An 18,950-nucleotide genomic window follows, 5' to 3' on the forward strand; every position below is an offset into this window, starting at 1 on the left:
GAACTTGCGAATGGCGGGCACTACTGTATTGGCCATGTTGCCGCGGTGTAGTGCTTGACCCCGGCGGTCCAGCAGCAGGCAGTAGTCTAGGGTGGATTTGCTGACATCCCAGCCTAGGAAATAATGGAAACTCATACCTTTGAAGCGCTTTATGCAGAGGCAGTTTGGTGGCTAGCTCATCTCCTCAATTAGCGGGTTCTTAGGACCCAGCTTGCTATACGAGCTGGAGCGACCAAACAGCGGCGCTGCGGGAGGGCAAGACCCCTCACAAACCCAGCGCACGCAGTTTCCCCTCTTCATACCGGCTATCCTCCGCCGGGTACCGCAGCCGATCTTCGTACGTTCCTGCGGCCTTAGCCAGTGACCAGATCAGGCTTTCTCCGGCACGTTCTGTACTCGGCACCAGGGTATAGAGCGTATCGGAGAAGGCCTCCCGGGAGTCGATCAGGTCCCAGCCTTCTATGCGTAGGGTATCGATGAGGTCATCGACAAAGAGGGCGGAGGTGAGGTTGTGGTGCAGCAGGAGGGTGTGGGGGACGTGGCGGCCGGTCAGCTCGTAGGCCAGGTCGTCGTAGTAGGTGGCGCGATCTAGTAGGTGCTGGAGGTAGAAGGTGCGGTAGGTTTTTAGATCTGGACTATCCATACCCTTCTCGCGCAGGTTAGCGATCAGCTCTCCATTGACGTACCAGTCGGAGGCGTCAATGGTCACGTAGCCGTTGCGGTAGCCGGCCTCGGCGAGTACGGCGCGGTAGGCGGCGATCTTTTTTGGGGTATTGCCCTCCTTGAGGTAGGGGAAGCGGAAGAGCTTAGTGTAGCCGGCGTAGTCGGCGAGGATGGCATCGGTTTGCGCGAGTTCCCGGCGTAGGTCGGCGGCCGTAGCGGTTTCCGCACCGAAGTTGGCGTGGGTGAAACTGTGGTTGGCGATCTGGTGGCCGGCGTCGGACCAGCTTTGGAGGAGGTAGCGGCCTTTGTCGTCGCGCTTATTCGCTCCGGTGACGAAGAAGGTGGCCTGGAGGTCTTCGGCGGCTAGGGCGTCGAGGATCATGGCGTTCCATTCGGTGAAGGGGTAGTCGAGAATGTCGGTGGTGCTGCCGTCGTCGAAGGTGAGGGCTAGGGTGGGTTGGGACTCGGGGGGTGCGGGGGCGGGGCCTTGATAGCCCCGATAACTATCGGGGGGGGTTGCGGTGGGCTCGGGGTTGGGCTGGCAACTGGCTAGCAGGAGGGGGAGTAGGTAGGGGGTGAGTTTCTTCATGGCTGTGGGGGGACTTACCGCCTGGGGGCGGTGCAAACCGAAAAACGGTCAACGTACTGACTAAATTCACGTGAATTTAGTCAGTACGTTGACTGGATTACCGCTGGCTGGAATAATTCGCTAGGCCCTACTGCCTTACGGCAGTACAGACCTAGCTGGGTTAGGGCTCCCCCTCCGGGGAAGGCAACTACGAGACAGGTCCGCCGCCTTCACTACCAACATTGCACCTGCGCCCCCGCCCTTACCTTGTCACATTTAACACTGCTACCGTGACCCGCATCCTCCTCTGCCTACTGCTCGTATCCGGCACCCTCTACGCCCAGGACAGTCCCCCACCCATCCTCACCCTCCGCCAGCAAGGCGAGCTCGAAGACGCCTGGCTAAAGGAACGCGCAACCACCGTGCTACCCGATCTCATGCGCCGCGCTGGCGTCGATATGTGGCTGCTCATCAGCCGGGAATACAACGAAGACCCGGTGCTGGAAACGATGCTGCCGAGTACCTGGATGGGCGCCCGCCGTACCACCATGCTGGTGATCTACGACCCGGGCGACGGCCGACCGCTGGAGACCCTGGCCTGCGCGCGCTACGACGTCGGCGACGTGTTCCAAAAGGCCTGGGACCCGGAGGCGGAACCCGACCAGTGGCGGGCCCTCACCAAGCTGATCGAAGAGCGCAACCCGCAGAAGATCGCCGTAAACCGCAGCGCAACCTTCGGACTGGCCGACGGCATCACCGCCTACCACTACGACCAGCTGCAAGCGTACCTACCCACGGAGCTTGCCGACCGCGTGGTAAGCGGTGAAGACCTCGCCATTGGCTGGCTGGAGACCCGCATCCCGGCCGAAATGGAGACCTACCGGCACATTATGTCGGTAGCCCATTACATCATCGCCGAGGCCTTCAGCAACAAGGTCGTGACCCCCGGCGTGACCACTACGGAAGACGTCGTCTGGCAGCTGCGCGAGCGGGCCCGGGAGTTGGGCTTGGGGGTGTGGTTCCACCCCAGCGTCGACGTGCAGCGGGCAGAGAAAGACAGCCTTTACGCCTTCAATAGCCGGCCCGGTGCGACCGTCATTCAGCCCGGTGACCTGTTGCACTGCGACTACGGCATCACCTACTGCGGCCTCAATACCGACACCCAGCACAACGCCTACGTGCTGCGCCCCGGCGAGACGGAGGCCCCGGATTACCTACGGGAAGCATTCATGCAGGGCCGGCGCGTCATGGACATCCTCACCGATAATTTCCAGGATGGCGCGACGGGCAACGAACTCCTGGCGCGGACGCTGGTGCAGGGCCAGGAGGAGGGGCTGCGGCCTACGGTGTACACCCATCCCATCGGTTACCACGGGCACGCGGCCGGCCCCACGATCGGACTCTGGGACCAGCAGGGCGGCGTACCCGGGTCGGGCGACTACCCCCTGTACCCCAGTACCGCCTACAGCATCGAGCTCAACACCCGCGTGGAGCTGGCCGACTGGGGCAAAGATATCCGCATGATGATGGAGGAGGACGGCTTCTGGGATGGGGAGCAGTTCACCTACATTGACGGGCGGCAGGAGGAGCTTTACCTGATCGCCCCACAGCCTGACCCTACCCGCTTCGAGGGCGAGATCCAGGCCTTCGAGCGCGCCGATAGCGTGGATGCCCCGGCTCCCGGTGCTATCCTCTTTACCGGCTCCTCCTCGGTCCGCTTTTGGGAATCCCTGGCCGAGGACTTCCCTGACCATCAGGTACTCAACCGCGGCTTCGGTGGTAGCGAGTTCTCCGATCTCCAGTACTACGCCGACCGGGTGGTGTACCCCTACCAACCCAGCGTGGTGTTCGTCTACGAGGGCGATAACGACATCAATGCCGGCGATACGCCCGCGCAGGTACTCGCCCAGGCGCGTATGTTGCGTGACTCTATTGCCGCCCACCTCGGTGCGGATACCCCGGTAGTCTTTATCTCACCCAAGCCCAGCGTGGCCCGCTGGCATTTACGGGCAGCGTACGAGGAGGCCAACGCGCTGCTGGAAGCCTACGCCGATGGCACCGATCACACCTACTTCGCCGACGTCTGGACGCCCGCGCTACAGGAAAACGGCGAGGTGCGCGATGACATCTTCGTAGCGGATAATTTGCATATGAATGCGGCGGGTTATGCTATTTGGCGGGAGGTGATTGGGCGGTGGATCGAGCGGCTGGCGCCGTAATTCAGGGCAGGTTTTACTGGGGGCGCGGCCGCAGGTGCAGTGCTGGTGAAGGCGCAGTTACCCCACCCATACGCTTCCCCGGAGGGGGAGCCCTACCCAGCGAGGTCAGTAGCGCCGCAGGCGCGCAGGGCCTCGCTGCAGTGATGCCGTGCCAATCTAATACCCCGGATTCTGCTCCAGCGCCCCCTGGCTCAAATCCACCTCGGTCTGCGGAATCGGGAACAACTCATTCTTCCCCGGTGTGAAGTTGGGCTTCAGCGGCAGCATCTCCTCGGCGGCGCGACCCGTGCGCACCAGGTCGAACCAGCGGTGCTGCTCTAGGGCCAGCTCCACGCGGCGCTCGTGGTAGATGGCCTCGCGCAGGGCGGCTTGGTCGGTGGTCGTCACGTCAGGCAGCACACCGGAGGCATTGCCGCGGGCGCGGGTGCGTACCTGGTTGAGGTACTCCAGGGCCTGCTCCGACTGGCCGATCTCGTTCAGGGCCTCGGCGGCGATCAGGAGCAGATCGGCGTAGCGCAGCACGCGCACGTTGCCCGGTCCGTTGCCGTTGCCACCGGGGTGGTCGGGCACGAAGGCCTTCTGGTTGTAGCGCTCGCCCTCGATGTTGGGGTTATCCTCCACGATGGCCGACCCATCGGGCAGTACCTCGCCGACGTAGAGGATGGTCGCCTCCCGCCGCGGATCACCCGGCTCGAAGGCGGCAATCAGGTCGTCGCTGGGCCGGTTGAATCCCCAACCCAGGTTAGGGGTGCCCCGTACGCCCTGCACCTCGTTGTACTGCGAGCCTCCGCCACCGATCTCGAAGGCGGCGGCCTGTACCTCAAAGATGCTTTCGCTGCTATTCTCCCCGGCCGCGGTGAAGATCTCGGAGTAGCTGGGCAGTAGAGCATACTGACCGCTATTGATCACCTGCAGGGCCAGGTCGGCGGCGGTCTGGAAGTCCCGACGGGTAAGAGCTACCTTGGCGAGCATAGCTCGGGCTGCTCCGCTGGTGGCCCGGCCTACATCTACCCCCGAGTAGGAAGCGGGTAAAATACCGGCTGCGGCCTGCAGATCGGATTCGATCTGTGCGTAGACCTCGTCGCGGGGCGTGCGCGGGATCTCGAAGTTTTCGGGGAACGACTCCAGGATCAGGGGTACATCACCAAACCAACGCACCAGATTGAAGTAGTAGTAAGCGCGTAGAAACCGGGCCTCGGCAATGAGCCGAGTGCGCAGGTCCTCGTCCATTTCCGGCACGTCGGGAATGCGCTGGATAGCCAGGTTCGCCCGGAAGATGCCCGTGTAGTAGCCGCTCCAGACGGTGGCCGGAGCCACGTTGGTAGGCGTATAGGTGAAGTTATCGATATCGGCAAGAAATTGGGCATCCGAGGGGATACTTCCCTTATCGGCGTCGTCACTGACGATGTCGGTCATGCCGATGTAGGCAAAAACGTGCGTCTGCCACTGCCGCAACTGGTTGTACACGGCGTTGACGGACTGTACGGCCTGCTCCTCGGTCTGAAAGAAGTTCTCGAGGGTATACTCGGCCTGCGGCGTACGGTCGAGCACCTCGTTACAGGAGGCGACTAAAACTACACCGGCAAGCAACAGGGCGGGAAGAGGGGATTTCATGGTAGCTGGATTAGGGAGTTAGGACTAAAACGTGATGTCGATGCCGCCGGTGATGGTGCGGGCGATAGGATAGGTATCACCCCGGTCGATGCCGTTGTCGAATACGGAACCGTTGTATATCTCTGGGTTGTAGCCGGTGTACTCCTGGGCAGTCACTAGGTTGGTACCCGCTACGTAGACGCGCAGCGACTGCATGCGTAGCCGGTCGGTCAGTGCCGAGCCGAAGCGGTACCCCAGGGTCACGTTGCGCAGCCGTAGGTAGGAGCCGTCCTCGACGAAGCGGGTAGAGAGCGTCTCGGTGTTTTGTCCACCGATGGTGATGCGTGGCTCCGTAGTACTCGTGCCCTCGCCGGTCCAGCGGTCCAGGAAGCTACGGTCGTAATTGTAGGCTCCGAAGCGCGCCATTTGCTTGGCGTTGATGACCTCGTTGCCGAACTGCCCGGTCACGTCGAAGCTGAGCTCAAGGCCGCGGTAGGCCACCGATCCGTTGATGCCCAGGATTGCATCCGGGATGGCCGAGCCCAGCACCACCCGGTCACCGGAGGCATTGATGACCCCGTCGCCGTTCTGATCCCGGAAGCGTAGGTCCCCTACCTGCTGCGTCCCGAGCTGGGGAAACTGCGCCAGCTCCTCCTCGTTCTGGAACACCCCGTCGAGCTCGTAACCGTAGAAGGAGCCGGCCGTAAAGCCAGCTCGCGAATTGGTACCGAGCTGTCCGCCTACCCCGAGCGAACCGGCGAAGAAGTCGCCCCCCTCGTCGTCGAGCCGCAGGACCTCGTTGTGCACCAGACTGAGGTTTCCGCCTAGGGAGTAGGAGAAGGCACTGCTGCGGGTCTCGCGCCAGTTGAGGGCCAGGTCCAGCCCCCGGTTCAGCACAGAGGCGATGTTGCGCACCGGCGCACCGGTACCGAGGTAATCAGGAATGGGAGCGTTAAAGAGCACCCCGTCCGTGACCTTACGGTATACGTCCACCTCCAGGGTGAAGCGATTGCCCAGTAGCCCTAACTCCAGCCCCAGGTCGGTCTGCGTAGTTTCCTCCCAGCGCAGGTCGGGGTTGGCCAGCCCGGTCAGGGTAGAGCCGGGCAGCAGCACGGGGTCGCGCCCGAACACGGCCCCTAGCCCGCTGGCTACCCGCGGCACGTAGGCGTAATCACCGATGCGGTCATTACCGGTCTGCCCCCAGCTGGCCCGCAACTTGAGGCGGCTTACGAGCCCCCCGTCGTTCCAGAAATCTTCCTGGCTCACATTCCAACCCAATCCTACGGACGGAAAAAAGCCGTACTGGTAGTTCTCCCCGAAGCGGGAAGAGCCGTCTAGCCGGCCAGACACCGTGATCAGGTAGCGGTCGTCAAAGACGTAGTTAGCCCGACCTAGGTAGGAGACTAGCCCCCAGTCGCCACCGCTCGGCCCCCCAGAGTTGGTGGCCGTAGTCTGATCGCCGCTATTGAGGTAGAAGAAGGAGGGGTCCTCGCCGATGATCCGCTGCCGCCCCCCGCTGATGAACTCTCCGAAGTTGTCCTGGTAGGTAAGGCCCACCACTCCGTCGAAATGGTGCACGTCCCAGTCATTGACGTAGCTCACCGTATTCTCCCAGAGCCAGTTGCGGCGGTAACTACTACGGGTGGAGAAGTCGCTTTCCTCGTTGCGCTGGATGGCACTGACCTCGAAGACGGGCGTAAAGTTACGGCTGCGGTCATAGTCAAAATCGAGACCGAAACTCGTGCGGAAGGTGAAGCCCGGTAGGAAGCGCACGTCGGCGTAGGCGTTGCCCACTGCCCGGTAGCTTTCGCTCTCGTCGTTATTGTAAAAGATGGTGGCCACCGGATTACCCGTACTACCGAAAGTAGCGGTGTTGCCAAAATTACCCGCCGAATCCCGCACCGGCGTGATGGGATCGGCCCGGTACGCGGCGCCCAGAATGGACCCGGCCGGCACATTGTCGGAGGTGTTGTACACCAGGGTGAGGTTATTGCCCACGGTGAGCCAGTCCTTCACCTCGCGGCTGCTGTTCAGCCGGGTCGTGAAGCGGTCGAAGGTGGACCCCTGGATGATGCCGTCCTGCCGGAAATAGTTAGCACTTAGGTTAAACGTGCCGCGGTCGCTGCCCCCGTTGAAGCCCAGCTGGACGTTATAGATGGGTGCTGAACGAAACACCGCGTCCTGCCAATCCGTCCCCTCCCCGTACTGCTCCGGATTGTCAAAGCGGGGTGCCCGCCCCTCGTTCACGTCTGCCTCGTTGATGAGCGTGGCGTACTCCGTAGCATTGAGCAGGTCGAGTCTGCGTACGACCTCCTGGCCACCGGCGTAAGCGTTCACTACGAGTTGGCCGGCACCTGCGGCCCCGCCCCCCTGCTTGGTGGTGATGATGATGACGCCGTTGGCCCCCCGAGCCCCGTAGATGGCCGTGGCGGAGGCGTCCTTGAGCACCGAGACGCTGGCTACGTCCTGCGGATTAAGAAAGCTGATATCGTTGAGGATCATGCCGTCGACCACGAAGAGCGGATCGGCGTTGTTGAGCGTACCCACGCCCCGGATGCGGAAGATGGCATCGGCCCCCGGCGCACCGGAGGTCGGGATGATCTGTAGGCCGGCCACCTTACCCTGCAGGGATTGACCCAGCGACTGGGTGGGGATGTCCGTGATCTGCTCGGAATTCACTACGCCTACCGCTCCGGTAAGATCCCCCTTCTGCTGCACGCCGTAGCCGATCACGACCACCTCCTGCAGGAGCTCTGTGGATTCGCCGAGCTGCACGTCGATGGTCGTACGCCCGCCGATGGCCACTCGCTGCGGCTGAAACCCGATGTAAGAAAAGACCAGGCTGTCACTGCCCTGCGGGACGGATACACTGTAGCTGCCGTCGAAGTCCGTGATGGTACCGCTGGTAGTCCCCAGGGCCTGTACGCTGACGCCGATGAGGGGATCGGTGCCGTCGGTGACCGTGCCGGTGACGGTGGTCTGGGCGCTGAGGCTGATGGTCAGCAGTAGTGGAAATATGGTATAGAGTAGTCGGTGCATGATTAGAGGTTTTGGTGGTAGGTAACCGTTGGACGCTTTTAAAGCGTCCAACGGTTAAGCGTCCAACGGTTTAGGTTATTCCAGCCAGCCGCCGGTGAAGCCCGCCCGTTCCAGGCCGCGGCGGATGTAGGGGTTCTTGCGCATCAGCTCCCAGATCAGCCCCGTGCGGTGGTTTTCGAGCTGAATCAGGATCGGCCCCTGGTCGATGCCGAGGTAGTCCACGTCGTACCAGCCCGCCGGACGGTCGGGGTCGAAGGTGTAGGTCGGATTGAAGGCGTCGCGGAAGCCGTAGGGACCGACCAGGCTATCGTACTGGGTGGTCCACATGTGCTCCAGGGCGGCCAGGCACTCTTCGGGAGCGAAGGGCACGGAGCCGCCTGCTGCGGTCGGCGCGATCGTCCCGTCGTCGATGATGTGGCGGGCCGATGCCCCCCGGGCGCGGTAACTGAAGAAGGTGACCTCCCGTCCGTTGTAGGTCGTATCGAGTCGACCCGGTCCATCGCAGGCCGTGAGCCCCCACTGTTCGGGGCCGTAGCCGACGAATCCGGCGGGGTTCTCGATGCAGTAGGCGCGATTGGCCAGGGTGGCCTTGCGGCTGTTCTCGAAGTAGTCACTACCGTGCTCGCGCATGTAGGCATCCTGGATACCGCGAAAGTCGATGTACATCTGACTGTACTGGTGGCCGAAGAGCGGGGAGAAGTTCAGGTGATCGAAGCCCTGAAACTCGGCCCACTCGTAGCCATCGGTCCAGCGCTCCCAGGCGTCGTCCGGTAGCGGGTGGGTGGGTGAGCCCATTCCAAGTACGAGCAGGATCATGGCCTCGTTGTAGCCCTTCCACTGGGCGGGGATGAACTTGCGGTCGGGCCGCCAGCCCATACTCATGCGGCCCTCGTCGTTGAGCGTCCAGTCCCACTCCGCGCGGCGGTACAGCTGGTCGGCGAGCTCGCGGATGCGCCGCTCCTGCTCCGTATCCCCGTCGAAGTAACTCTGGGCGGAGAGTACGCCGGCCATCAGCAGTCCCGTATCGATGGTGGAGAGCTCCACGTCTTTGAAGCGCAGCGCCTCGTCGTTGGTCAGGAAGTGGTAAAACAGCCCCCGGTAGCCGGCCACGTCCGTCATTTCCGGCCCCTGCGGCAGGCTCCAGAGTTTTTCCAGGGTCAGCAGCGTACGCTCGGCGGCCTGCTCGCGGGTTACGTAGCCGCGCTCCGCCCCCACCAAGTAGGCCGTGAGCCCGAAGCCGGTAGCGGCGATGCTGCTGAAGCGCCTGGTGGGCCAGCGGTCGGGGATCTGGTAGTTGCCGGGCAGGGCCGTCTCCCAGAAGTAGTCGAAAGTGCGGTGCTGGAGCTCATCCTGACTGAAGGGGGTGGGTGCCGCCCGTCCGCTGCCCTGCTCTGCTGTGGCCCGGGGGGGGGCGGAGCAGGCGTAGCAAAGAGCGACAAGTAGCGCGCCTAGCAGTCGCATGGCTTACCGTTTTACCACCATCGACCGGGCCACCAACTGCCCGCTCCGGTCCTGAGCGGTAAGGAGGTAGGTGCCGGTTGGGAGCTCGCTCAACTCCCACTGCACCTGCGTACGCGCCCCACTGACGTTGAGCTGCTGCAGCTGCTGGCCGAGCATGTTCGTCAGGGTAAAGCGGGTGGCACCTAGGGGATTTTCGATGGTAAGCCGGTCGGTGATGGGGTTGGGGTATACCCGTAGCCCCTCCACGGTGATGGGCTCAAAGAGGCTGGTGATGTTGCTGCAGTCGCCCCCACCTACGGCGATGTCGTCGAAGTAGTAGGTCTGGTCGGTGGCCGGTATCTCCTGGTTATTCATAATGATCGTGATGCGGTTGTAGCGCGCGCCGTCGGGCGTTTCACTCATATTGAAGGTGAGTTCCTGCCACTCATTGGGAGTAGTGTAGTCGGCTACGATGTCACCGGTCTGGGCGGGCTCCGCATCCCCCTGCTCGAGTTTGAAGACCACGGTAGTGGCTACCGGCATCCACACCTTCATAGTGACTACCTTATTATCGGTAGGTAGGGCTACGGGGGCCTCTAGGGTAGCGGCCAGACCGGCGTAGGTCTCTTCCCCATCAGCGGCTTCCTCAAAGACGCCCACCCGGGCACTGGTATTGATGCCGGTGGTGTCGGGGTTGTCGACGATCATAAAGTCAGCGTCAGTGAGCGAGCCGTTGACAAAGTAGCTCCAGTTGTCGACCGTGAAGTCCTCGTTCTCGAAGTTAGCGATACATGAGCTCGCATAGGCCGCCCGCGTCAGGCGGATATTGTCGATGTAGTAAGTGGCCTCGGCCGTGTTGTTCTCGCCGGCACCGAAGAAGAGCACCAGGCGGGAGTAGTCGCCGTCGGCCGCCTCGCTGAAGTCGGCTGTGTAGGTCGACCAGGCGTTGGTGGTGTCGATGTCTACGTAGCGCTCCACATCGTCGCCCGTACCGCCCTCTAGCTTGAAGAGGAGTCGGCCCTCAGCAGGGGCCCAGACCGTAGCCGAAAACTGGTTGCGCAGGCTCAGGTCCAGCCCCGCGGAGTCGAGGTCAATGACTAGGGCATTGAACGCTCCGGGTTGGTCGCGGAAGGCTCCTACGCGGCTGCTCGGATTAGGAGAGCCCTGCCCGCCGGCGGGATTGTCAACTACGCTCAGAAACTCACTGCCAATAGTATAGGGCACATTGCGCTGGCACTCGAAGTCATCCAGGATACTCGGGTCGGGCTCCACGTCTAGGCAGGCCTCCACGGTGCCCTGCCCCTGAATCAGGTTGTCGAAGTAGTAGGTACCCGTGCCGGTGGTTTCGGGGGCGAAGCGTAGGTTAATGCGGTCGAAGTCGGTCACGGCAGCGAAGTCGGCGAAATTGAAGCTCAGCGTCTGCCAGCTCATCGCCTCGGTCACGGTGGCCGTGGCGATGATGGGGCCGGCTACGGTAGCACTAGTCAGCTGCAGGGTCACCACGGTATTAGCCTCGGGGGCCCACACGTCCAGGTTGAGCTGGGGGTTGCCGCTCAGGTCGAGGCCGTCGGGCAGGGCGGCGGTGAGGGTGGCAAAGTTGGCCGTGCCGCGCACGTAGGAGCCGACGTTCTCACTCTCGTTGCCCTCCGTATCGGGGTTGGCGATCACCGTGAAAGTGCCGTTGAGGGCGGCATTGTCGTTGGCCGGCCCCCAGTCAAGCCGCGCACCGTCCTCGAAGTCCTCGATGGCCTCCTGCGGTGGCGAGGGTGTGATGGTGATATCGTCGATGTAGTAGACATCGCCGGCGGTGCCGTCTACGCCAAAGTTGAAGAAAATAGCAATGCGGGTATAGCCGTTCCCCGCCACATCGTCGAAGCGCTGGCACACCTCCACCCACTGCCCGGTCTCGGTGAGCTGCGTGCCCCGCTCTACGTCGGTACCCTGCGCACCGCCCTCCAGCTTGATGGTGAGGTTGCCGGCTACCGGAGCCCATACCTTTACGCAGACCTGATTATTCGTACTTAGGTCGATCGGCGCATTATAATCGACGACCAGGGCGGCGAAGGCCCCGTTTTCGTCCGTATACTGCCCCACGCTATCGCTCGTATTGATGCCACTCTTATCCGGATTAGCGATCACCATCAGACTATCGAAACCTGCCCCGTAGGTGGCATTGCGCTGGCACTCGAAGTCGTCGATCACGGTAGCGTCTGCTACCGTTCCCGCACAGGGACCGGCGGGGCGCACCGTCAGGTTATCGAACAGGTAGGTATCGGCACTGGCCTCCACCCCGGGGTCGAAGAATAGGATTACCCGTCCGGCCCGAAATGCTGTAGTCGCGCTGCTGAAGTCAAAAGTATAGGTACGCCAGACGTTGGGCGTGGCGATATTTTTGGTCATTTCTACCGCCGCAGTACCCGCGCCCTCTAACTTCATGATGAACGACGTTGCCGCCCCGGCATTTACCTGGATCGTAAAGCGGTTATTGGTCGATAGGTCCAGCGAGTCGGCGAAGTTGCCTACGAAGAGGCTGTAGGCATTCTCCTCACTCTTAGTGTAGGAGCCCACGTTGGCGCTGGAGTTGGCGCCGGTGCTATCCTCAGGGTTGGCCACAACGCCATTATACGTCCCGTTGATGGCCTCCCAGGTGATGTCGGAGTCCCCCTCAAAGTCTTCCAGCACGATCGTCTGGGCGTAGCCGAGTCCGGTAAAGCAGAGGAAAAGGAGTAGTAGTAGTCGGTGCATGATCAGGATATTTAACTTAGTGAATTAGTAAGGGCAGGGAGTGCGTCGTCTCCTCGTTGGTCAGGCGGATATAGTAAAGTGCGGGTGAGGGGCGGGGCCACAGGTGCAACGGAATCGAATGCGCTCCGCGCGCAAACTCCGTAGCGGGTAGTAGCCGGGCCAGGTGCCGACCCTGTACGTCGAGCAGGTCGACGGCCAGGGTCTGAGCACTGGGTAAATCCACCGAAAGGCTAGCGTGTTCGGTAGCCGGGTTGGGAAATATTTCGGGGGCCCGGACCAGGAAATCCGGTGGCGAAATCACGGCCGTAGACAAAGAATCTTCCACGAAACCGATCGCGTCCAGGGCCGGGCCGATCTCGGGACTGGACATGAACAGCTCCCACAGCAGCCCGCTGCGGTAATTCTCGATCATGGCCACAATGGGGCCCTGGTCGATGGCCAGGTAGCTATCGGCATACCAGTCGCGGTCCTCGTTGTAGGCATCGTAGAAGCCGTAGCGACCCCAGAGCTTGTCTCCTAGGTCACGGTAAAAGTGCTTGAGGGCGGCCAGGCTTTTGTCGGGCGTGTAGACGATGCTGCTCAGGGCGGCGGTGGGCGTCAGGGTACCGTTGTCCGTCCGGGCGTTGTCGGGGGCGTGAGCCAGGTAACCGTCCGGGTCGTCGCTGGCCGTGAGCCCCCAGGCTTCAGGCCCGTAGCCGGCGTGGTTGTAGGGGTTCTCGACGCAGTGCGCGTAATTGATGAGCGTCTGGTTGGTATTGCGCTCGAAGTAGTTGGCGTAGGCGTCTCGCCTGTTTCGCGGGTCGAAGCCCAGGTAGCTGTAGTGGGTGAAAAACAGTGGGCCACCCTTCCCCCGCCCAACGATCAGGGGAATGCCGTAGTAGCTATTGTCGGTCGTATAGTCCTCACCCGCCCAGCCGGTGTGGTAGACCGAGGCCGGTATCCGCTTGGTGGAGTCGGGCGCGGCCGCACCCAGGATATAGACGATCTGCGCCTCGTTAAAGCCGCGCAGCGGCAGGTCGATGGCAAATTCATTTGTCGGCGACCAGTGCCAGTACAGCACTTCTTCATCCTGCTGACGGTAGAAATTCCAGTCGACCGCCTCCCAGATGACGTTGATATTGGCGCGTAGGGAAACCTCCTGCGCACTGTCTCCGGCAAAGTACTGCCGCGCGGTCAGCAGCCCCTGGATCAGGAAGGCCGTTTCCACCAGATCGCCCCCATCATCGAGCGGACTGAACGGAATCACCGCCCCGGTAGCCCCATTCATCCAGTGCGAGAACGCCCCCTGGAAGCGCGGTACGGTAAGTAGGAAATCCACGATCTTGGTGGTCCGCTCCAGTGCCTGCTCCCGCGTGATGAAGCCCCGCTCTGCCCCCACGATCAGCGCCATAACCCCGAAGCCGCTGCCGCCGCTGGTCACCGTGGCTGTCGTATTCCGCTCGCGCGCCAGTCCGGATACCGGGTGCCCGAAGTCATAAAAGTAGCGCAGGGTGTACGCCTGCACCATATCCAGCAGCTCCTCGTCGTTAAACTCCACGGTGGTGGCCGTCACCGTGTCGGACACCTCGCCAAGCGTGCCTGAGCCGGTCACTGCCCGCACATAGTAGCGAGTGGTCACGTCGAAGTCACCGACGAAGTCGATGAAGCCATTATCGGTCAGCGTCCCCGTCCCCAACTGAGCAAATTCTCCCTCCCCCCGGCTCCCGAATACCCGTACGCTCCTGACGGCCGGGTTGGTGGGCGCCTCCCAGCGCAGTTCCACGTGGTGATCGTAACCGGTGGCGTCCAGGCCGGTGATGGGGCCGGCCTGGGCAGTCAAGTTCATACTCAGACTGCACAGTAGTGCCCAGCCAAGTACAACACACTTCAATTTGCTGTTTGAACCCACTTTTGATCTACTTACGGGAAGTCAAGGTAGGGGTTTGGTAGCGATTTCACGAGGTCCTGCGGGCAAAAAAAACTCGGAATTATTGCTTTGCGCTTGTCCTAGCGTAGCCGGAAGCAGCATTGTACTAGTAGCCCGTATTCTGGAGCAACTCCCCATTGCGCTGCAACTCCTGCTGGGGCAGCGGCAACAGCAGGTGCCGCTCCTCGAAGGTCTGCCCCCAGGTATTGCGCTGACCTACCAAGGGCACGAAGTCGATCTCACCCCCCTCCTGCGTAAGCGGGTAGGTACGGGTACGCTGCATGTCGAACCAGAGCTTGAAGTTGAAGACGAGCTCGCGGAAGCGCTCCTTCCAGACCTCCTCGACGAAGTCCTGCACGGAGAGACCGGCCAGCGCGCCGCTGATCTCGTCCCCGTCCTGCTTGTAATAGGCCCGGCTGCGTACCTGGGTCAGGTAGTCGACGGCCTCGGCGGTGACGCCCTCCGAACGGGCAACCGCTTCGGCCGCAATCAGGAGGACCTCGGGGTAGCTGTAGGCGGCCACCTCTAGCTCCGACTGGCCGGTGGAGAACACCGCATTGTCGTCGTGCCAGATATAGGGCGTGTAGGGAAACTCTACGGTGTTACCGGCCGTGTCGTTGAGCATGAAGTGGAAGAACTGGCGGTTCTGGATGCGCAGGTCCTCTTCTTCGTCGTAGCCACGGATAAACTCGTCGCGGGGCTGGAAGGCTCCGTTGTTGATCACGAAGCTGATGTTGCCCTCACTGGTCTGCGCCCGCGTCAGGGTCACCGGGTAGCTGTACTGGGGGTAGCCGGAGTTGCTGATACCAATCGTGAACTCGATGGGATAAATGAACTCCTGGGCCACGGCCTCCTGGCGGCGGATCTTGTTGTAGGCGCTGTTCTGCAGGTCTACCTCTCCGGAGGCGGTGTAGCTATTCTCGGCCAGGGAATGGCTCCCCCCCTCGATCACTTTGCGGGCGGCAGCGGCGGCGGCGGCGTAGTTGTCTTCCTGTACCGGGAAGCCACTACGGGTCAGTTGGACGTCAGCAAGCAAGGTGGCGGCCGCCGGCTGGGTGACGCGGTAGCCGTTGGTGACCATATTGCTGGACGACAGACCGGCGTCGTTGACCGCAAACTCCAGGTCGGCCACGATCTGGGCGTACACTTCGGTGGCGGGCGTGCGGGCCCGGTAGATGTCGTCGAGCGACTCGTAAGGCTCCACGATCAGCGGCACGTCGCCGAAGAAGCGCACTAGGAAGAAGTACGCCCAGGCCCGGAAAAAGCGTGCCTCGCCGAGTAGTCGGTCGCTATCGGCCTGCGAGAGCCCCGGGGTGGTGGGGGTGTACTTGATGGCGTTGTTGGCCCGGCCAATTTCGCGGTACATCTGCGACCAGATGCCGTTGATGAAGCCATCGGAGTTGATGGGGTTGAGCGTCAGCTGCTGAGCAAACTGAATGAAGGGCTCTTGTCCCTTGTACTCGTCGTCGAAAAAGCCCGTCAGGTAGGAGGGGTACATGATCTGGCGACCGGAGTACACGCCGCCGTTCATCCACATAGCCGGGGCTCCGTCGCGGTAGAGGGCGTTAACGGAGTTCTCCGCGTGGGCGGGCTCGGTGAAAAATTGGTTGAGACTGATCTCGTCCCGCGGGGCCTCCTCCAGGAAGTCGCTACAGGAGAAGGTCACCAGGGTCAGGAGTAGGAGCGCGAGGCGGTTGGATAGGTAGTTCATGCGGTGCGCGGATTAAAATTTGACGTTAAGGCCGAGGGTGAAGGTGCGGGGGCGCGGGTACTGGAAGAAGAAGATGTTCTGCCCCCACTGGTTGCCGCCCCAGGAGGTAGCCTCCGGGTCCAGCCCCTGAAACTCGTCCGACGTGGCCACGAAGAGGTTTTGGGCGGAGACGTACACCCGCAGACTGCCCAGTCCGAAGCGGTCGGCGCTAAGGCCCGGCAGGTTGTACCCCAGGGTGAAGGCGTTGCCGCGCAGGTAGGAGCCGTCCACGATCCAGTGGTCGTCGACCTGGCTGTTCTGCCCGGCGTAGGCCTGGTTGCGGATCTCCTGTACCATGGTGTTCTGGTTCTCGGGCGTCCACCCCTCGGTGAGGATGGTGCGCAGACCGTTGGCAATGCCGGAGCGGTCCTCAGTAGAGTGGTAGTACTGTTGCATGATATCTACGCCGAGCACGAACTGCAGGTCTACCGTCAGGTCGAAGTTGCCGTAGCTGAAGTTGTTGATGAAACTGCCGTTCCAGTTGGGCAGTCCCTTACCGATGATGGTCTGCTCCTCGGAGCGTTTGGCTTCTCCGGGTACGGCGCCAACCTCCGAGGCCTCCTCGACCTCGTCAGTGCCCCAGGTACCGAGGCGGCGGTAGCCCCAGAAGGAACTCAGGGACTCGCCCACCCGCAGGATGGTCTGGCTGCCGCTTACCCAGTAGGGACCGGGAAAGATGTCCTCGTCGTTTTCCCCGAGTTTTTCAATGCGGTTCTTATTGTAGCTGAAGTTGAGCGTGGAGCTCCAGTTGAAGGTGGGCCCAGTCACGTTCTGGGTGTTGAGCAGGACCTCAACCCCACGGTTGGATACCTCACCGATGTTGTCCAGAATGCTTCCGAAACCGGTCGACTGCGGGATCGGGCGACCCAGCAGCAGGTCAGTGGTCAGCTTGTAGTAGTAGTCCATCTCCAGGTTGACCCGGTAGTTGAACAGCGCCAGGTTGAAGCCCACATCGAATTGCTGCGTCTTTTCCCACTGTAGGTCGGGATTGCCCAGGCGGTTGATGACGGTGTTCGTAACCCGCTGGCCATTCAGAAGGGTAGTACCAGAGGAGAGGGTGGCCAGCGACTGGTAGGCCGCGATCTCCGTATTACCCGTGACGCCATAGCTCGACCGTAGCTTGAGTGCACTGATCACCGGGTTATTCGCCAGGAAGTCCTCGTTAGACACTACCCAGCCCACACCTACGGAGGGGAAGACCCCGTACTTATTGTTCTCGCCGAAGCGGGAGGAGCCATCGATGCGGCCGGTCACCGTGAGCAGGTAGCGGTCGTTGAAGGAATAGCCGCCCCGCAGAAAGTAGGAGTTCATCGTCCAATCGTCGTAGAAGGAGCTCGGTGCCCCGGGCTGACTGGCGGCCTGTAAGCGGTTAAATCGGAAGAAGTCATCCGCAAAGCCCTGTACGCCGATGCCGAAGCCGTCCGCCTGCCGCTGCTGCCAACTCAGGCCCGCTACGGCATTGATGCTGTGGGGACCGAACTGCTTGTTGTAGCTCAGGTAGTTCTCCTGTTGCCAGTAGGTGAAGCGGTTGAGGTCCTGACTGGCGGAGCCTAGTGGAGAAGAGATATTGACCAGGTCCGGCGGCGAATAATTCTGGAACAACCGGTCCTGTTTGTCAAAACCAAACTGGGTGCGCAAATCGAGTCCGTCGGCCAGGTGAAAGACCAGGTAGGCGTTACCGAACAACTGGGTGCGCTTAGCCAGCCGATCCTGGGTCTCTAGCACGTGGACCGGGTTGGCCATCGCCTCCAGGTTGTAGGCATCGGAGATCATCTGGCTGTTGGAATAGGTACCATCTGGGAAACGAACCGGAAAGATGGGGGGCATCTCGATCATAGTGCGCCGGGGCGACTGGCCGCCTCCGCCCTCCTCAAAACTGTTCTCCTTCGTCACGTTGGCCAGCACGTTGAAGCCGAAGGTCAGCCAGTCCTTGGGGTTGCCTTCGTAGGCCACCTTGCCGTAGAGCCGGTCGAGGTAGTTGTTAAGCATGATGCCCTGGGTAGCGGTGTAGTTCAGAAATACGCCGTAGGAGGAGTTGCCGGTCCGCTGCTGGATCGACAGTTGGTGGCTGTGGCTGATGGCGGTGCGCGTAGCCTCCTCCTGCCAGTCGGTATCGTAGAGCGGGTTGCCATTCTCATCAAAGAGATTAGGATCGTCGGTGGTGAAGACCGGCTCGGTACCGGGACGGTACTTCGGAGTATTTTCCATGCCGGTGCGCACGACCTCGAGCCATTCTTCGGCGTTGAGCAGGTCCATTTTTTTGCGCAGCGTACCGACCGACACGTAGCCATCGTAGCCCACCGTGATGCCCTCGGCGTTGGGCCCGCGCCTACTCGTCACCAGAATTACTCCGTTAGCCCCCCGCGAACCGTAAATAGCGGTAGCCGAGGCATCCTTTAGCACCTCGATACTCTTGATGTCGTTGGGATTGAGAAACTGGATGTCTTCCATCACCACCCCGTCGACCACGTACAGCGGGGCCGAGCTGGAGTTGATGGTGCCCAGGCCGCGGATCAGCACCCGGGGACTACCCGTCGGCGAGCCGGAGTTCAGGAATACGTTCACGCCGGCCACTTTACCCTGTAGCCCCTGGATGGCATTGGTAACGGGTGCTCTTAGTAGCTCCTCAGAACCTACTACACCGATGGCTCCGGTTACGTCCGACTTACGCTGCGTACCGTAACCCACTACGACCACCTCCGAGAGCGACTCGATGTCGGAGCTCATCTCTACGTTGATCACCGACTGGTCGCCCACCTCGATCTCCTGGGTGCCGTAACCGATAGAGGAGAACAGTAGCGTTTGCTCCCCCTCGGGTAAGGTGATGCTATAGTTGCCGTCGATATCCGTAACGGTACCCGTCGTACCGTCCTTGACTTTTACGGTCGCCCCGATGAGGGTTTCGCTACTCAGCGCGTCACTTACCTGCCCGGTCACGGTGCGTTGCGCCTGAAGGCCGAGGGCGAGCAGCAGGCACAGCAGTACCAGCAAGGGCCTTCCCGCGGGAAGTCTCGTAGAAATGTCCAT

At 61.7% G+C, this 18,950-nt stretch carries 9 protein-coding genes and 1 pseudogene; 2 read left to right on the plus strand and 8 right to left on the minus strand.

Annotated features, from left to right (window positions below; all coding sequences use genetic code 11):
- Positions 1-265: 265 nt before the first annotated feature.
- Positions 266-1,252: a polysaccharide deacetylase family protein gene (locus ACOOHD_RS14450; protein ID WP_420458589.1), complete on the minus strand. Its 987-nt coding sequence runs from the start codon at positions 1,250-1,252 to the stop codon at positions 266-268.
- Positions 1,253-1,521: 269 nt separating this feature from the next.
- On the opposite strand from ACOOHD_RS14450, the pseudogene ACOOHD_RS14455 reads away from it, so the two are divergent.
- Together ACOOHD_RS14455 and ACOOHD_RS14460 are read left to right on the plus strand one after the other, a co-directional pair.
- Positions 1,522-2,850, plus strand: a pseudogene (locus ACOOHD_RS14455) (M24 family metallopeptidase); the annotation flags it as partial.
- Positions 2,851-2,895: 45 nt separating this feature from the next.
- Positions 2,896-3,450, plus strand: coding sequence for an SGNH/GDSL hydrolase family protein (locus ACOOHD_RS14460; RefSeq protein ID WP_420461435.1), 555 nt, complete (start codon positions 2,896-2,898; stop codon positions 3,448-3,450).
- A gap of 156 nt (positions 3,451-3,606) precedes the next feature.
- Here the strand turns inward: ACOOHD_RS14460 and ACOOHD_RS14465 are convergent, their stop codons facing one another.
- The 7 genes from ACOOHD_RS14465 to ACOOHD_RS14495 form a co-directional block, all read right to left on the minus strand.
- Positions 3,607-5,064 (minus strand): RagB/SusD family nutrient uptake outer membrane protein, encoded by a 1,458-nt coding sequence (locus ACOOHD_RS14465; RefSeq protein ID WP_420458590.1) that lies wholly within the window; start codon positions 5,062-5,064, stop codon positions 3,607-3,609.
- A gap of 24 nt (positions 5,065-5,088) precedes the next feature.
- Positions 5,089-8,082 (minus strand): SusC/RagA family TonB-linked outer membrane protein, encoded by a 2,994-nt coding sequence (locus tag ACOOHD_RS14470; RefSeq protein WP_420458591.1) that lies wholly within the window; start codon positions 8,080-8,082, stop codon positions 5,089-5,091.
- A gap of 75 nt (positions 8,083-8,157) precedes the next feature.
- Complete coding sequence (locus ACOOHD_RS14475; protein WP_420458592.1) at positions 8,158-9,543, minus strand: glucoamylase family protein; 1,386 nt, start codon at positions 9,541-9,543, stop codon at positions 8,158-8,160.
- Positions 9,544-9,546: 3 nt separating this feature from the next.
- Positions 9,547-12,267, minus strand: a complete 2,721-nt coding sequence (locus tag ACOOHD_RS14480) for a T9SS type A sorting domain-containing protein (protein ID WP_420458593.1) — start codon at positions 12,265-12,267, stop codon at positions 9,547-9,549.
- Between the two features lie 16 nt (positions 12,268-12,283).
- A complete protein-coding gene (locus tag ACOOHD_RS14485) occupies positions 12,284-14,092 on the minus strand; it encodes a glucoamylase family protein (protein WP_420458594.1) in 1,809 nt (602 codons plus the stop codon).
- A gap of 187 nt (positions 14,093-14,279) precedes the next feature.
- Complete coding sequence (locus ACOOHD_RS14490; RefSeq protein WP_420458595.1) at positions 14,280-15,884, minus strand: RagB/SusD family nutrient uptake outer membrane protein; 1,605 nt, start codon at positions 15,882-15,884, stop codon at positions 14,280-14,282.
- A gap of 12 nt (positions 15,885-15,896) precedes the next feature.
- Positions 15,897-18,950 carry a SusC/RagA family TonB-linked outer membrane protein gene (locus ACOOHD_RS14495; protein WP_420458596.1) on the minus strand — a complete coding sequence of 1,018 codons (3,054 nt, stop codon included), beginning with the start codon at positions 18,948-18,950 and terminating at the stop codon, positions 15,897-15,899.

This window comes from Neolewinella sp., assembly GCF_965214665.1.
GTDB lineage: Bacteria > Bacteroidota > Bacteroidia > Chitinophagales > Saprospiraceae > Neolewinella.

Excerpts from the sequence above, each read along its gene's own strand:
- ACOOHD_RS14480 (WP_420458593.1), bottom strand. The coding sequence starts at position 12,267 with ATGCACCGACTACTACTACTCCTTTTCCTCTGCTTTACCGGACTCGGC.
- ACOOHD_RS14475 (WP_420458592.1), bottom strand. The coding sequence starts at position 9,543 with ATGCGACTGCTAGGCGCGCTACTTGTCGCTCTTTGCTACGCCTGCTCC.
- ACOOHD_RS14465 (WP_420458590.1), bottom strand. The coding sequence starts at position 5,064 with ATGAAATCCCCTCTTCCCGCCCTGTTGCTTGCCGGTGTAGTTTTAGTC.
- ACOOHD_RS14450 (WP_420458589.1), bottom strand. The coding sequence starts at position 1,252 with ATGAAGAAACTCACCCCCTACCTACTCCCCCTCCTGCTAGCCAGTTGC.
- ACOOHD_RS14490 (WP_420458595.1), bottom strand. The coding sequence starts at position 15,884 with ATGAACTACCTATCCAACCGCCTCGCGCTCCTACTCCTGACCCTGGTG.
- ACOOHD_RS14470 (WP_420458591.1), bottom strand. The coding sequence starts at position 8,082 with ATGCACCGACTACTCTATACCATATTTCCACTACTGCTGACCATCAGC.
- ACOOHD_RS14495 (WP_420458596.1), bottom strand. The coding sequence starts at position 18,950 with ATGGACATTTCTACGAGACTTCCCGCGGGAAGGCCCTTGCTGGTACTG.
- ACOOHD_RS14485 (WP_420458594.1), bottom strand. The coding sequence starts at position 14,092 with ATGAACTTGACTGCCCAGGCCGGCCCCATCACCGGCCTGGACGCCACC.